13 protein-coding genes are annotated in these 15,085 nt (G+C 71.7%); 5 read left to right on the top strand and 8 right to left on the bottom strand.

The window, feature by feature from the left end; genetic code table 11:
* Nucleotides 1-6: 6 nt before the first annotated feature.
* Entirely contained in the window at nucleotides 7-438 is a 432-nt protein-coding gene (locus ABEA10_RS09165; protein WP_345460102.1) for a helix-turn-helix domain-containing protein, read from the bottom strand.
* Between the two features lie 291 nt (nucleotides 439-729).
* On the bottom strand, nucleotides 730-1,578 hold the full coding sequence (locus tag ABEA10_RS09170; protein ID WP_345460105.1) for an SAM-dependent methyltransferase: 849 nt from the start codon (nucleotides 1,576-1,578) through the stop codon (nucleotides 730-732).
* A gap of 130 nt (nucleotides 1,579-1,708) precedes the next feature.
* Here ABEA10_RS09170 and ABEA10_RS09175 point away from each other — a divergent pair, with 130 nt between their 5' ends.
* A complete protein-coding gene (locus ABEA10_RS09175) occupies nucleotides 1,709-3,280 on the top strand; it encodes an FAD-dependent oxidoreductase (RefSeq protein WP_345460108.1) in 1,572 nt (523 codons plus the stop codon).
* 48 nt (nucleotides 3,281-3,328) lie between these two features.
* Here ABEA10_RS09175 and ABEA10_RS09180 read toward each other — a convergent pair whose 3' ends face one another.
* The 3 genes from ABEA10_RS09180 to ABEA10_RS09190 form a co-directional block, all read right to left on the bottom strand.
* Nucleotides 3,329-5,125 carry a glycoside hydrolase family 15 protein gene (locus ABEA10_RS09180; RefSeq protein ID WP_345460111.1) on the bottom strand — a complete coding sequence of 599 codons (1,797 nt, stop codon included), beginning with the start codon at nucleotides 5,123-5,125 and terminating at the stop codon, nucleotides 3,329-3,331.
* A 170-nt stretch (nucleotides 5,126-5,295) separates the two neighbouring features.
* Entirely contained in the window at nucleotides 5,296-5,712 is a 417-nt protein-coding gene (locus ABEA10_RS09185) for a CBS domain-containing protein (RefSeq protein ID WP_345460114.1), read from the bottom strand.
* A 214-nt stretch (nucleotides 5,713-5,926) separates the two neighbouring features.
* A complete protein-coding gene (locus tag ABEA10_RS09190) occupies nucleotides 5,927-6,121 on the bottom strand; it encodes a ferredoxin (protein WP_345460117.1) in 195 nt (64 codons plus the stop codon).
* A 101-nt stretch (nucleotides 6,122-6,222) separates the two neighbouring features.
* On the opposite strand from ABEA10_RS09190, the gene ABEA10_RS09195 reads away from it, so the two are divergent.
* From ABEA10_RS09195 to ABEA10_RS09210, 4 genes are all read left to right on the top strand, one after another.
* Nucleotides 6,223-6,837 (top strand): hypothetical protein, encoded by a 615-nt coding sequence (locus tag ABEA10_RS09195; RefSeq protein WP_345460120.1) that lies wholly within the window; start codon nucleotides 6,223-6,225, stop codon nucleotides 6,835-6,837.
* Between the two features lie 81 nt (nucleotides 6,838-6,918).
* Nucleotides 6,919-7,779: an amidohydrolase family protein gene (locus tag ABEA10_RS09200; protein WP_345460123.1), complete on the top strand. Its 861-nt coding sequence runs from the start codon at nucleotides 6,919-6,921 to the stop codon at nucleotides 7,777-7,779.
* A gap of 49 nt (nucleotides 7,780-7,828) precedes the next feature.
* On the top strand, nucleotides 7,829-8,500 hold the full coding sequence (locus ABEA10_RS09205; protein ID WP_345460126.1) for a GntR family transcriptional regulator: 672 nt from the start codon (nucleotides 7,829-7,831) through the stop codon (nucleotides 8,498-8,500).
* A gap of 356 nt (nucleotides 8,501-8,856) precedes the next feature.
* Nucleotides 8,857-10,632, top strand: coding sequence for an ABC transporter ATP-binding protein (locus ABEA10_RS09210; RefSeq protein WP_345460129.1), 1,776 nt, complete (start codon nucleotides 8,857-8,859; stop codon nucleotides 10,630-10,632).
* Here ABEA10_RS09210 and ABEA10_RS09215 read toward each other — a convergent pair.
* The 3 genes from ABEA10_RS09215 to ABEA10_RS09225 form a co-directional block, all read right to left on the bottom strand.
* Nucleotides 10,545-12,215 (bottom strand): FAD-binding dehydrogenase, encoded by a 1,671-nt coding sequence (locus tag ABEA10_RS09215; RefSeq protein ID WP_345460132.1) that lies wholly within the window; start codon nucleotides 12,213-12,215, stop codon nucleotides 10,545-10,547. The two genes, ABEA10_RS09210 and ABEA10_RS09215, sit on opposite strands and share 88 nt — an antisense overlap.
* 114 nt (nucleotides 12,216-12,329) lie before the next feature.
* Nucleotides 12,330-13,748, bottom strand: coding sequence for a glycoside hydrolase family 28 protein (locus ABEA10_RS09220; protein WP_345460135.1), 1,419 nt, complete (start codon nucleotides 13,746-13,748; stop codon nucleotides 12,330-12,332).
* 59 nt (nucleotides 13,749-13,807) lie between these two features.
* Nucleotides 13,808-14,908 carry an FCD domain-containing protein gene (locus ABEA10_RS09225; RefSeq protein ID WP_345460138.1) on the bottom strand — a complete coding sequence of 367 codons (1,101 nt, stop codon included), beginning with the start codon at nucleotides 14,906-14,908 and terminating at the stop codon, nucleotides 13,808-13,810.
* Nucleotides 14,909-15,085: the final 177 nt, after the last annotated feature.

The raw sequence follows: 15,085 nt of genomic DNA on the forward strand, positions 1-15,085 counted from the left end.
CCGTTCTCATTTCTCCTCGTACGGGGGGAGACCCTCCAGTTCCCGTACGCGGCTGATGACGTCGTTGATGGTGTCGAGGCTCTTGGCCGAAAGGCCGGACGCGCGGAGAGCGACGTCGCGCACTCCTGCGTCCCGCATCGCCGCCAGCAGCCCGAGTTCGGCTTCGACCTGCGCATTCGTCTCGTCGTCGAAAAAGTACGCGGGAGGCACGCCGAAGAACCGCGCAAGGGCGTTGAGATGCTTGAACGTCGGGTTGTCCCGCTGCCCGGTGCGCAGGTACCAGATGTAGGACGCGGAGATCGTCACCTGCTGGTCGCGGACGATGGCCGCCGCCACGTCCTCGTTGCTGTACTCGCGCCGGTCCGTCTCGCGGACCGTGCGGAACAGATACTCCAGCTTCTCGGCGAGCGTCCGCCGCCGCGACTCGTCGTCGCCCAACCCCACCTCCTACGACTGTTGTGAATGGAATAGCTTGTTAATTCATACTTGTTGACAGTGATCCTGGAGGTCAAGTCTAATGAGAGTGCGTCCACTGATGTGAAGTAATCGTCCGCCGCGAACTCCACATGAGTCGATCACCGGTCGGGAGTCCGACGATCGTCTCCGCCGGGCGGGTGCCGGTTCCGAGTGCGGGGGCCTCGGCCTCCGGCTCTCCGGCCGGGAACGGACGCGGCCCTCGATCCGTTCGGTCTCCGCACCCGGCCGACCGTGCCGGAGCCTGGTGGACGTCTACCGCTCGGGTGGGATCAGGCCGACGCCGGCGTAGTTCCACGCGGCGGACGGCGAGGGAGGGGTGTCCGGTTCGCGGCGCCAGTCCGGGGAGTGGACCAGGCCGGGATCGAGCAGGTGCGTTCCGTGGAAGAAGGACAGGATCTGCTCTCTCGTGCGGAAGGTGAACGGCGCGGACGCTCGCTTGTAGACGTCGGTCATCTTCCGCACGGCCTCCGGCGGCCGGTCGTCCCGGGTCGCGTGGGCGATCGCGATGTGGCTGCCGGGTGCCAGGCGGGACCGGTAACGGCCCACCAGTCCACGGGGATCCTCCTCGTCGGTGATGAAGTGCAGGACGGCGACGAGGAGCAGGCCGATCGGCCGGTCGATGTCGATCAGCGCGCGCACGTCCGGATGCGTGAAGATCGCGTCGGGCTCGCGCAGGTCGGCGGCGACGTAGGCGGTCGTGCCCTCGGTGCCGCCGGCCGGCAGCGTGCGTGCGTGGGCCAGCACCAGCGGGTCGTTGTCGACGTAGACGACCCGTGACGCCGGATCGGCCTCCTGCGCGATCTCGTGGACGCTGCCCTGCGTCGGCAGGCCGCTGCCGATGTCGACGAACTGGCGGATCCCCGCGTCGGCCAGCGTGCGTACGGCGCGCCGCAGGAAGGCGCGGTTGTCCCGGGCGATCTCCGGCAGTTCGGGGATCATCGTGTAGATCTCCTGGGCCGCGCGCCGGTCGGACGCGAAGTTCTGCGTGCCGCCGAGGTAGTAGTCGTACATGCGCGCCGGGCTGGCGACGGACGTGTCGATCGCGGCCGGCGCGTCCGGGCGGTCCGGCTCCGGCGCGGCGGACTCTCCGGGATCGCTCACACCGGCACCTTATCGCCGTGCGGATTTCACCGGCCGGACCGGCTCTGGCGTGGCGTAGCCTTCGGAGCCGGAGAGTTCCGGACGGGCCGTTCCGGCAGGTGAGACGGAAGAGTCGCGGGAGAGGACAGGCATGAGTGAGCCAGACGTGCTCGTGTACGGTGCCACGGGCGCGGGGGTGATCGCCGCCGTCGCCGCGGCCGAGACCGGCGCCACGGTCCGGCTCGTCGAGCCGGGCCGGCACGTGGGCGGGATGGTGTCCGGCGGGCTGAGCTGGACCGACGTCGGCACGCTCGACGCCATCGGCGGGCTGACCCGGCGGTTCTACGAGCTCGTCGCCAAGCACTACGACATCGGGCTGTTCGACGTGCCCGGCCCGGAGCCGCACGTCGCCGAGCACCTGCTGACGAGCATGCTCGCGGACGCCGGCGTCGACGTCGTCCTGGGCGAACGGCTGACCGGCGCCGAGATGGACGGCGACCGCATCCGGGCCGTCCGGACCACCGCGGGCCGGCACCCGGCCGGGGTCTTCGTGGACGCGGGTTACGAGGGCGACCTGCTGGCGGCGGCGGGCGTGCCGTACCGGGTCGGGCGGGAGAGCCGCGCGCTGTACGGGGAGACGTGGGCGGGGCGCCAGCCCGCCTACCGGCCGAGCCGGCACAACTTCTCCGTCATCCTGTCGCCGTTCGAGGAGGAAGGCGGACTGCTGCCGTTCATCCGCCCGCCCGAGCTGGACCGGCAGGGCTGGCCCGCCGAGCTGCTCGGCGAGGGCGACGGAGGCCTGCAGGCGTACGGCTTCCGGCTGTGTATGACCGACCGGCCGGCGAACGGCCGGCCGCTGGAGGAGCCGAAGGGGTACGACCCGGGCCGCTTCGAGCTGCTGCGGCGATACCTGGCCGCGGACGGCGCGTACGACAGCGCCGAGGGCTGGCTGCTGGGGCTGCGCCGGGACCTCCTGCCCGGCGGCAAGTGCGACGTCAACTCGGTCGGGCCGTTCTCCCTCAACCTCCTGGACGGGTCGAACCGCGGTTACCCCGACGGCGACGAGGAGACTCGTCAGGAGATCCGCGACCGTCACCTCGCCTACAGCCATGAGCTGCTCTACTACCTGCAGAACGACGACGGCGTCCCCGCCTGGATCCGCGAACAGCTGAGCGGGTGGTTCCTGTGCGCCGACGAGTTCGACGACACGGACGGCTGGCCGCACCAGCTGTACGTCCGGGACGGCCGGCGCATGGTGGGCGCGGCCGTGCTGACCGAGCACGAGCTGCTCAACCGCGTCAGTCAGCCGGACACGATCGCCGTGGGCTCGTACAACATCGACATCCGCGAGATCGAGCGGACGTGGCGATACCTGCCCGAGTACCTCGACCCCGCGCCGCCGAACGCCACCGGGCCGGTGAGCCGGCCGGGAGTTCCCGCGGTCTTCAACGAGGGGTACGTCTCGGTGGGCATCGAGCCGTACGCCATCCCGTACCGCGCGGTCGTCCCCTCGGCGGACGACTGCGCCAACCTCCTGGTGCCGATCTGCCTGTCGGCGAGCCACGTCGCGTTCGCGTCCGTACGGACCGAGCCCACCCTGATGGCCCTGGGGCAGGCCACCGGGGTGGCCGCCGCGCTCGCCGCGATCGGGGGCACGCCGGTGCAGCGGGTCGACGTGGGCCGGCTCCAGCAGCGCCTCGCCGCCGACGGCCAGCCGCTGTAGCCGCCGCGCCGCTCACCGTGTGGCACGTGCGCGGGACGCGAGGGCCGTTCAACGAAGCGGGGCCGTCTTCCTCGGCCCGCACGGCGGCCCGGCGAGCCGGGCCGCGGCCTCGAGGAGAACGGCGTGCACGAAGGCCTGGGGGATGTTGCCGCGCATCTGCCGCTCGGTGACGTCGTACTCCTCCGACAGGATGCCGGCCGGGCCGCAGGCGGCGCGGTTGCGCTCGAACCACCGGAACGCCTGCTCGTCGTCCCCCTGCTGGTGGGTGGCGATCGCGAGGAGGAAGCCGCACAGCAGGAAGGCCCCTTCGGCCTCCCCGAGCGGGCGGTCGTCGTGCCGGAAGCGGTAGGCGTAGCCGTCGTCGGTGAGCTCTTCGACGTAGGCGTCGAGGGTGCGACGGCTGCGCGAGTCGTCGGGAGGGACCGCGCCGCGGATGGCCGGCAGCAGGAGCGCGCCATCGTTGCGCGGATCGTCGGCGGCGCGCTGCCAGCGTCCGGACGGGTGAACGCCGAAGGCGGCGGTCTCGGCGACCATGGTCTCGGCCAGGCCGGCCCAGCGTTTCGCCGCCGGATCCTCCGGGACGGCGTCGGCCAGGTCGCGCAGGCCGGCGGCGCAGATCAGCCGGCTGTGCGTCCATACGCGGTCTTCCAGCTCCCAGACGCCGGCGTCCGGGTCGTGCCGGCGCTGCTCGATGGCGTCGGCCGCGGCGTGCGCGGCACGGCGGGCGTCGTCGTCGAGCCGCCCGCGCCGGGCGGCGGCCGCGATCAGCAGGAGCGCCTCTCCGAACGTGTCGAGCTGGAACTGGTGGGTGACGCGGTTCCCGATCTCGTCATGGCCCCCGGGGTATCCGGGCAGGTCCAGGCTGCTCTGCTCGGGGGGCGGCCCACCGCTGACGGTGTAGGCGGGTCGGAGGGCGGGCCCGTCGTCGAGCAGGCGTGCGGAGACGAAGCGGACCGCGTCGTCCAGGAGGGAGTCGACGCCGGCGGTGGCCGCGGCCTGCCCGGCGAAGCACTGGTCGCGGATCCAGACGTAGCGGTAGTCGTAGTTGCGTCCGGCGCCGCTGCGCTCGGGCAGGCTGGTGGTGGCGGCGGCCACCATGCCGCCACCGCCGCTCGTCAGGCCGCGCATGACGGCGACGGCGTGCCGCGCGTCGCGATCGGCGACCGTCCCGGTCTGGAGGGTGGTCTCCCGCCAGGCGGTCTCGGTCGCCCGCCAGAGGCGATCGGCGTCGGGACAGCGGCCGGTGATCGGCCGGTCCCCGAGTTCGAGGACGAGGTCGTGGTGGTCGCCGGCGGGGATCTCGATGGTCGTCTCCAGGCGCCGGTCGCCGTGCGCGGTCGTGCGCACCGACGCGTCGTCAGCGCCCGACCAGCGCAGGTGCACGCCGCCGAGATCGGTCCGCCAGACGCCGTCGTCCCCGCGCCGTGGAGAGCGGAGGCCGTGCGCGCCGAATCCCGGGCGCGGGTCGCAGACCACGTGAACGCGGGCGTCACCGCGTACGGCCATGATCCGCCGCAGGAGCACGGCGCACCCGGGATCGCCGGGAAAGGCCAGGGCCTCGCGGCACTCCACGACGCCGCTCGTGGTGACCCAGCGGCTGCGCCAGATCAGCGACGACCGCTCGTAGTAGCCGCCCCAGACGAAGGGCTCCTCCGGCGTCACCGCGTACATACCGCCGCCTCCGATGAGGGAGGAGAAGACGGCGTCGCTGTCCCAGCGGGGGACGCACATCCAGCAGAAGTCACCGCGGGGGCCGACGATGACTCCGCGCTCACCGTCCGCGAGCAGCGCGTACTGCCGCAGCACCTGCGGCGGGTACCTCAGTACGTCGTCGTGTACGGCCAATGGTCCTCTCTCCCGTGGGCCGGCGCTTCGCCGGCGGACGCGTCATGGGGGATCGGCAGGCCGGTGAGCCGCCGGCCTCGTACGGGCCGGCGGGGGGCGGTCGAGCAGGCAGCACGGTCACAGCAGACACGCATACCCGCGCCCGGCGACTTATACCGGAGAACGCCTCGCTACCAGAATCGGCCGCCGCGCGACGGCGAGGCCGGTGAGAGCGCGCCGGCGTCGCTCGCCAGATCGGTGATGGACAGCACGCCGACCGGATGGTCGTCCTCGACGACGGGCAGCCGGCGGATGGAGTGTTCGCGCATGGAGCGGAGGGCGATGCCCGCGTCGTCGTCGGGCGAGACGGTGATCAGGTCGCAGCTGCAGATCTCGGCCACGGTCGTCTGGGTCACGTCGCGGCCGTCGGCCACGGCCCGGACGACGATGTCGCGGTCGGTCACCATTCCCAGCAGCCGGCCGTCGTCGAGGATGAGCACGACGCCGATGTCGTGCGCGCGCATGAGACCGGCCGCGTGCGACAGAGACGTCTGCCCTGACACGCTCACCGGCGCGGGCGTCATCACGTCGCGTACCTTCTGGGGCATGTGAGTCACCCCTCCTCACACCAGAGGATGTCGGGAGCCGGGCCGGGTTCGCGTGCGCCCGGCCGTCGCGTGGCCGGCCGCGACCACCCCGCTAAGCCCTCCGTACCCGTCCGCGCGCGCCTTGTACCCGATCGACCGCGGTGCGCGGATCACAGCGGTCACCGCGCTCACCCACGCCTCCCGGGCCACCGCCCCGCCGAGTGCGGTCCGGCCCTCACTCCTCGACGGTGATGGCCAGGGCCGGGCAGACGGTGGCGGCGTGGCGGACGCCGGCGGCCTGGTCCGCGGGCGGGCTGTCGTTGAGCAGTACGGCGATGCCGTCCTCGTCGCGCTGGTCGAACACCTCCATGGCGGCGACCACGCACTGGCCGGAGGCGACGCACTTGTCCTGGTCGAGGATGACCTTCATGGGTTCCTTTCCGAGGGCTCCACGTCCAGTGCGTCGTCGAGTCCGGGATCAGGCTTCCGTCGGACCTGGAGGGACGCCGCGTCGGGGTCCGCGCGTACTCCGTGACCACCGGGGTGTGGGTGCGCGGAATTCTCCAGGAGGAGTACGGCGTGAACACCGAGAAGATCACCTGGATCGTGGACGACGACGACCACGTCGAGGGACGGGTTCCGCCGAACGTGGAGCGGGTCACCGACGGGCGGTCCCTCGGTGAGCTGCTCCGCGCCGGGGAGATCGACGCCGCCTTCACCGGCAATGCCGGCACCGGCCGGGCCGGCGCGCCCCGGGCCGGCTGGACGGCGGCGGCGGAGCCTCAGGGCGCCGCCGGCGACGGCCCCTACCCGTTGTTCGCGGAGTCCGACGTGCTGGCCGCCGACTGGTACGTCCGCACCGGGATCTATCCGTGCCACTCGGTGATCGCGCTTCGCTCCGAGCTCGACGAGCGGAACCCAGGCCTGCCGACCGCGCTGTACGCGGCGCTGGCCGAAAGCAAGCGGCGGCAGGTCGCCGCAGACCCGGAGTGGTCCGCGCTGCCGCGCTTCGCCCGGCAGGCGCGTAGATCGGCGGGGACCCCGTCCCGTACGGCCGTCACGCCAACGAGGCCACGATCGACGCGCTCGTGCGCTTCTCCCGCGACCAGGGCCTGCTCGACGCGGACTCGCTCACGAGCCGGGTGAGCTCTTCGCCGAGGGCGACTACCCGGACGCCTAGGTCGCACCCACCCGGAGAACACGCGTACGAGCAGGGGAGTAGTAACCATGGATGTCATCGACACGCACTGCCACATCATCTCGGTGGACGAGACCCGGTATCCGCGGGCGCCCATCGGCGGGAAACAGTCGACGTGGGCCGCGTGCTGGCCGGTGACCGCGGAACAGATGGTCGCCCGCATGGACGAGGTGGGCATCCGGCAGTCCGTCCTGGTCCAGGCCACCACCAACTACGGGTATGACAACTCGTACGTCCTGGACAGCCGCCGGCGATGGCCCGACCGCTTCATCGCCGTGGGCACCTTCGACCCGCTGCGGCCGGACGCCGGCGCGCGTCTCGCGGAGCTGTGCGGCGACGGACGCCTGGCGGGAGTGCGGCTGTTCACCAGCGGCAGCACCGTACCGACCCAGGGCGAGTGGTTCGCCGTGACCGAGACGGAGGAGATCTGGCAGCGGGCCGGTGAGCTGGGCGTCACCGTCTGCCTCCACATGCGCCTCGGGCCGGCGACGGCGCAGCTGGTGTCGGTTCTGGAGCGGTACCCCACGGTGAAGGTGCTCCTCGACCACATGGGATATCCGGACATCGCCGCCTCGCCCGCCCGCGCGGGAAAGGAGGTGGCCGAGCTCGCGGGAAATCCCGGCCTGCACCTCAAGCTCACGCACCGGAACCTGGAGCGGCTGCACGACGCCGGAGACGAGGCGGCCGACTTCCTCCGGCCCGTGCTGGAGGCGTTCGGCGCGAACCGCATCGCGTGGGGCTCGAACTGCCCGGCGGCCGAACAGTCGCTGCCGGAACTTCTCGACCTCGCGCGGAACGTCCTGAGTCCGCTTCCGGAGGGGGCCCGGGAGGCTATCTTCGCGGGCACGGCCCGGCGTTTGTATCCAAGCCTGGCCAACACGCAGAATTGAACCGCTTCACGCGGTTTATCCATTTCCTTGAGGTGCATAGGCGATCATCGTGGATCTGAGCAGCAACAACGGCGCCCCCGACAAGACCGGCGCGTCGGCCACCCGGTACAGCCAGGCTTACGAAGGTCTGCGCTCGCTGCTGCTGTCGGGGAGCCTCGAACCGAACACGCGGCTGACAGAGGCGGATCTGACCCAGAAGTTCAATGTCTCGCGCGGCACGATGCGTTCGGTCCTGGTCCGCCTGGTCCAGGAGGGATACGTCACCAGCGAGGTCAATCGCGGGGTGCGGACACGGAGTTTCTCGGCCGAGGAGGCGGCCGACATCCTCGAGGCGCGGGAGACGCTGGAGTCCGCCCTCGCCGGGAAGGCCGCGGAACGCGCGACCGAGGAGGACATCCGCGAGATGCGCCGCACCCTGGAGGCCATGGAAGACGCCCGGGCCCGCGGCGACCAGGCGGAGTACTCCAAGGGCAACCGCCGATTCCACCAGCAGGTGAAGGAGGCCGCACACCAGATGACGCTGGCCCGGGCCTACGACAGCCTGCTGTACCCGCTCGTGATGCGCCAGTACCGCAACCTGTCCGCCCCGCACCCGCGGCGCGGTTCGCTCGAGGAGCACCAGGCCATTCTGCTCGCCATCGTGACGCACAACCCGGAGGCCGCGGTCGCCGCGATGCGCCACCACGTCAGCTCGGCCCGGCGGCAGCTGCTGCTCGGGTAGGCCCGCGACGTACGGACCCGGTCGCCGGCCGGGTCCGTACGTCCGCGTGCCCGGGGCCGCTCAGCTCGGTATCACGCTCAATTAAAGCTGATCTCATCTTGGTCTCGCCGGATTTTCAGGGTCGGTTCCTAATGTCTTCCCGGTAAGCGCCGAAAGGCGATGAAGGGGTACTGAAAGGACCCGATGATGAGTTTCCGTAAACTGCCCGTGCCGCGCAAGAACCACAAGGCCGAGCCGCCGCGCAAGCCGGCGCCGAAGCGCCACAAGAAGCAGATCAAGCGGACGTCCCGCTGACGAATCAACGGGGGCAGAGGGAGCCGGCGGCCGCCGGCTCCCTTCTCGTCGCGGGAGGGAAAATGAACGCGCAATCGAAGGCTCCGCGAGAGGACGTCTCCGCCCGGGAGGCGTTTCGCCGGTTCTGGCCGTACACGCGCGGGATCCGCCGATGGCTCGTCGCCGGAGCGCTGCTGCTGATCCTGGCCGCCGCCGGCGAGGCCGCCGCGATCTGGATCTTCGGCCTCATCACCGACCACGTGCTGGCCGCCGGGAACCTGGCCGCGTTCTGGACGCCCGCCCTCGTGTGGCTGCAACTCTCGGTGCTGACCGCCGTCGCCTCCTTCGGCGGCGACTATCTCACCGCCATCGTGGGGGAGCGTTTCCTCCTGCGGCTGCGGGACTCGGTCTTCGCCCACGTCCAGCGCCTCTCGCCGGACTTCTTCGACCGCGGCCGGACCGGTGACCTGATGGTACGGCTGACCGACGACGTCGAGGCGATCGAGCAGTTCGTCGCGTCCGGGCTGATCAAGGCGGTCACCTCCGTCGTCAGCGCGGTGTTCTTCGCCGGCGCGGCGCTGTACGTCCGCTGGGACCTGGCCCTCGTCTCGTTCGCCCTCGCACCGCTGTTCTGGGTCGCCGTGCGCCGCTTCACCGCGCGGTTCCGCGAGACGGCCGTACGGGAGCGGGACGGCAACGGCGCCCTGACGAGCGTCGTCGAGGAGAGCCTGTCCAACCACACCCTCGTCCAGGCGTACAACCGGCAGCCGGCCGAGCGGCGGCGCCTGCACCGCGAGGGGGTGACGTGGCTGGAGGCGAAGATGGCGGAGAATCGGCTGTCCGCGCTGTACGAGCCGCTGGTCCAGGTGATCGAGACGGTGTGCGTCCTGCTCGTCCTCGGCTTCGGCGCCTGGGAGCTCTCACGCGGTCGCGTCACGCTCGGCGGCCTGCTCGCCTTCGCCGCCTACCTCGGCTACCTCTACCCGCCGATCCAGAGCCTGGGCGACGTCGGCCTGACCGCCTCCGAGGCGGCGGCCGGCGCCGACCGCGTCATCGAGATCATGGAGACGCCGCCCGCGGTCGCCGAGCCCCCGGTGCCCCGCACCCGCGCCGCGCGCCGTGGACGGGTGGCCTTCGACGACGTCACCTTCCGCTATCCCGGCGCCGACCGGCCGGCGCTCGAGGGGTTCTCCTTCCGCGCCGGGCCGGAGGAACTCGTCCTGGTCACCGGCCCCAGCGGCGCGGGCAAGTCCACGATCGGCAAGCTGCTGCTGCGGTTCTACGATCCCGAGCGCGGGCGGATCCGCCTGGACGGCGTCGACATCCGCGAACTCTCCCTGACGACTCTGCGGGAGAACGTCACCGTGTTGCAGCAGGAGACCATGCTCTTCCCCGGGTCGGTGCGCGACAACATCGCGTACGGCCGGCCGGACGCCACCGAAGAGCAGATCGTCGCCGCCGCGCGGGCCGCCGACGCCCACGACTTCATCACCGCCCTGCCCGAGGGGTACGACACACCGGTCGGCCGGCAGGGACGCCTGCTGTCCGGCGGACAGCGTCAGCGGATCGCCATCGCCCGCGCGATGGTGCGCGACGCGCCCGTGCTCATCCTCGACGAACCGACCACCGGCCTGGACGCCCCGACCGTCCGTCGCGTGCTCGGTCCGCTGCGCCGTCTCATGGCGGGACGCACGACCATCCTCATCACCCACGACCTCCACCTCGCGCCGGATGCGGACCGGATCATCGTGGTGGGACGGGAGGCCCGGGGTCAGGCGGTGGCCTCCGCCGCCGCACGGCCCGCCCGGCGTCCGGAGAACAGGCAGCCGCCGAGGAAGGTGCCCTCCAGCGCGTTGTAGCCGTGCACGCCTCCGCCGCCGAACCCGGCCACCTCGCCGGCCGCGTACAGGCCGTCCACGGGCCGCCCGTCCGGGCCGAGGGCGCGGGAGTCGAGGTCGGTCTGGATGCCGCCGAGCGTCTTGCGGGTGAGGATGTGGAGTTTGACGCCGATCAGCGGCCCGGCCTGCGGGTCGAGGATCCGGTGCGGCGCTGCGGCGCGGCCGAGCCGGTCGCCGATGTAGCGGCGCGCGTTGCGGATCCCCTGGATCTGGGAGTCCTTGCTGTACGGGTTGGCGATCTGCAGGTCGCGTGCCTCGACCTGGCGGCGCAGGACGGCCGGGTCGAGCAGCGGCTCGTCGGTCAGCTTGTTCATCTTCGCCACCAGGTCATCCAGCGCCGAGGCGACCACGAAGTCGGCGCCGCGACGCTTGAACGCCTCCACCGGGCCGGGCACTCCGCGGGACAGCCGCTCGCGGAGGACCGCCTTGCGGTCGCCGCTGGTGAGGTCGGGGTTCTGCTCCGATCCCGACAGCGCGAACTCCTTCTGGATGATCTTCTGGGTGAGGACGAACCACGAGTGGTCGTACTCGGCGATGTCGGGGGTGGTGCGCAGGTGCTTCAGCGTGCCGAGGGTGTCGTACCCGGGCAGGCAGGGGTCCGGCAGCCGGCGGCCCAGCGCGTCGAACCACATCGAGGAGGGCCCCGGCAGGATGCGGATGCCGTGGCCGGGCCAGACGGGGTCCCAGTTGCGCACTCCCTCGGTGTAGTGCCACATCCGGTCGCGGTTGACCAGGCGTACCCCCGCGTCGGCGGAGATCTCCAGCATCCGCCCGTCCACGTAGGCCGGCACCCCCGTGACCATGCTCTTCGGCGCGGTGCCCAGGCGTTCGGGCCAGTAGCGCCGCACGATGTCGTGGTCGGCGCCGATCCCCCCGCTGGCGACGACGACGGCCTGCGCGCTCAGCTCGAACGTCCCCGTCTCCTCGCGGTTGCTCGCGACCCCGCGCGCCGAGTCGTCGTCGGCGAGCACGGTGCCGCGGACCCCGGTGACGGCGCCGTCGTGGACGATGAGCTCGTCGACCCGGTGACGGTGGTGGAACGTCAGCAGGCCGGCGTCGGCCGCCTCGCGGGCCCGGCGGACGAACGGCCCGACCACCCCGGTTCCGGTGCCCCACGCGATGTGGAAGCGCGGCACTGAGTTGCCGTGGCCGTCCGCGCGCAGGTCACCGCGCTCGGCCCAGCCGACCACGGGCGTGAGCTCGATGCCGTGGCCGGCGAGCCACGAGCGCTTCTCCCCGGCGGCGAACTCGACGTACGCGCGGGCCCAGCGCACCGCCCAGGAGTCCTCGTCGTCCAGCCGGTCGAACTGCGCGCTGCCCTGCCAGTCGTTCCACGCCAGGTCGAAGGAGTCCTTGATCCTCAGACGCCGCTGCTCGGGCGAGTCGACGAGGAACAGCCCGCCGAAGGACCAGTAAGCCTGGCCGCCGAGGTTGGCGGCGTTCTCCTGGTCCACCAGGGCCACCTTGCGACCTCGGCTGGTGAGCTCGTGGGCGGCGACCAGTCCGGCCAGCCCGCCTCCGACGACGATCACGTCCGCGTCCATCGCGGCGCTCCTTTCCGGCCCGAACAGGGTGATTCGCCATCGTAGATCCCGTGCCGGTGCGCGGACAGCCCGCCCGGTCGCCGCTCCTGGTCACGCCGGCGCGCCGCCGGTCTCTCAGGAGGGCGGTGCCCCGTTGACCAGGACGCGGCGGGTCGTGACGTCGTTCGTGTTCTGGATGAGCGGCTGGTTCGCGGCCTGGTCGAATCTCAGGTTCGTCAGGCGCACGTCGTGCACCGGCGCGGTCTCGACGCCGCGGATCCGGACGGGGTAGTCGCACTGGCCGGAGACCGACCAGTTCTTCGCCGAGAGACGCGACACGTCCGGGTACAGGTCGCCGCCCGCGCCGCCCTGGTAGGTGAAGGTCACCTCGAACGGCACGTACGTCCAGGCCGGGCACGAGACGTCGGTGACGCTGACGTCCCGGATGTAGCCGCCGCGCGTCGAGGTCGACTTGACCGACAGGATCCACTGGACGCTCGCCTCGTCCAGGGACGCGTCGAAGGGCATCCGGAGCCTGCGGGCCACCACGTCGGACACGCCCGCGCTCATCTCGCTGCCGACCGCCACCGCGCCGCCGCCGCTGCGGAACTCACAGTCCTCGATGAGGATGTTCTTCGACGGCACGCCGACCCGCCGGCCGTCCTGGTCGCGGCCGGACTTGATCGCGATGCAGTCGTCATGGGTGGCGAACGTCGTCCCGCGGATGACCACGTCCTGGCAGGAGTCGGGGTCGCAGCCGTCGCCGTTCGGGCCGAGGCCGTCGATCGAGACGTCCCGGATCATGACGTTGCGGCACAGCACCGGATGGATGTTCCACATCGGGGACCGGCGCAGGGTGACGCCCTCGATGAGGACGTTCTCGCAGGAGTGGGGCTGGATGAAGCTCGGGCGCAGGTAGTGGCCGTCGCCGAACACCCGCTGGTCGAGTGGGGTGCCCTCCTCGCCCATCTGCTCCAGGGCGGCCCAGTCCGCCCGCTGGTTCGGCATCCCGGACTTCCAGCCGTACTGCCCCGAGCCGATCCAGAACCACCAGTGCGCGTTGTCGCCCTGCGCGTCGAGGACGCCCCGGCCGGTCACCGCGATGTCCCGCTGCCGGTAGGCGTAGATCAGGGGGGAGTAGTTGTAGACCTCGACGCCCTGCCAGCGCGTGCGCACGACCGGGAGATAGGCGGCCGGGTCGGTGCTGAACAGCAGCGTCGCCCCCTCCTCCAGGTGGAGGTCGACCCGGCTCAGCAGGTGGATCGCGCCGGTGGCCCAGCGTCCGCGGGGGACGAGCACGTGCCCGCCGCCGGCCGCGTGGCAGGCACGGATGGCCGCGTCGACCGCGCGCGTGCAGTCGGTGGTGCCGTCGCCGACCGCGCCGTACGCGTCGATCCGGAACCAGCGGTCGGGGAAACGCGGCGGCCGCACCCGCCCCGCGATGCCCGCGGCGTGGTCGTCGGCGGCGGCGCTCGGCAGGGCGCCCAGCAGCGGCAGCCCACCTGCCATCAGCGCGCCCATCCGGAGTACGTCACGTCTTACGGGTCTGGTCATGGGGGCTCCTCGCGGGAGAGGGCAGGAGGGGGTTCCTGCGGTGAATCGAAGGCGGGGGGTCAGGTACGGGTGGACTCGCCTCGTACGTGGGCGGCGAACAGGCGCCCGGCCTCGTCCGGGTCGCCGCCGGCCAGGGCGGTCAGGAGGGTCGCGTGATGTTCGGCCATCGCCACCCAGTCGCCCGCGTACAGCGGGTTTCCGAGCACGTGCAGGCCCCAGAGACTGGGTTCTATCATGCGCCAGACGCGGAGCAGGAAGGAGTTGCCGCTGGCCGCGCAGACGTCGCGGTGGAACGCCATGTCGGCGTCGCGGAAGCCGCCGATGTCGCCGCGGCCCGCGGCCCGGCGCATCCGCTCGACGTCCTCGGTGAGCCGCTGCAGCGTCTGCGGCTCGATGCGCGCCGTCGCGCTGCGGGCGGCGTGCTCCTCCAGCAGGAGGCGGACGTCGCGGACCTCGCGGGCCTGCTCCTGGGAGATCTGCGCGACGTAGTTGCCGCGGTGGGGCAGGTAGCGGACCAGGCCCTCGTGCACCAGCCGTTTGATCGCCTCGCGTGCGGGCGCCTGGCTGGTGCCCAGCCGGCGCGCGATCTCCGACTCGCTGAGGCGCTGGCCCGCCGTGAGCCGCCCCTCGACGATCCAGCGGCGGAGCATCTCGTACACGCGGTCGGACAGCAGCTCGCGCGGAAGCAGGTCGGCGTCGGCGCCGGGAACGGCCTGCGGCTGGGGTGAGCCGGCCGGCATCTCCAGCGGCCCGGCCTCCTGCAGGTCGCGGTAGATCCGGGAGACCGTCGACTGGGACAGGCCGAGGCTGCGGGCGAGCGCGTGGGTGGAGGGCACGGTGCCGCCGCGCTCGGCCTCGCTGAGCGCGACGGCGATGAGGCGTTCGGCCTCCTCGCGCTCGACGCTGCGCGGGCGGCCCGAGCGCGGTGCGTCGGCCAGCCCGTCGAGGCCGTGCTCGGCGAACCGGCTCCGCCACTTGCCGACGGTCGCGGGGCTGACGCCCAGCCGCGCGGCGACGTCCTTGTTGGACTGGCCATCGGCCAGTGCGAGCACGATCCGGCTCCGCAGGCTCAGGGCCCCGTCATCCTGCGCGGCCCAGGCGAGCAGCGTCGAGCGGTCCGCGTCGCTCAGGGCGAAGGAGGGCTTGGACGTGGTCGTCATTGGATCATGGTACCCCGTTGATTCATGAATTTCCGACTCATCGTGAGTGAGAAATACGCTGTCCATCGGCTTGTTACACCAAGGTAACCCTTGACATCGTACCCCAGCCCCATTTATTAATGCATCGTTACTCGATGATTGACCCATTAGAACGTTGAAGGCCGGGGGGCTCAACGG

It is taken from the genome of Actinoallomurus oryzae, from assembly GCF_039541955.1.
GTDB classification, from domain to species: domain Bacteria; phylum Actinomycetota; class Actinomycetes; order Streptosporangiales; family Streptosporangiaceae; genus Actinoallomurus; species Actinoallomurus oryzae.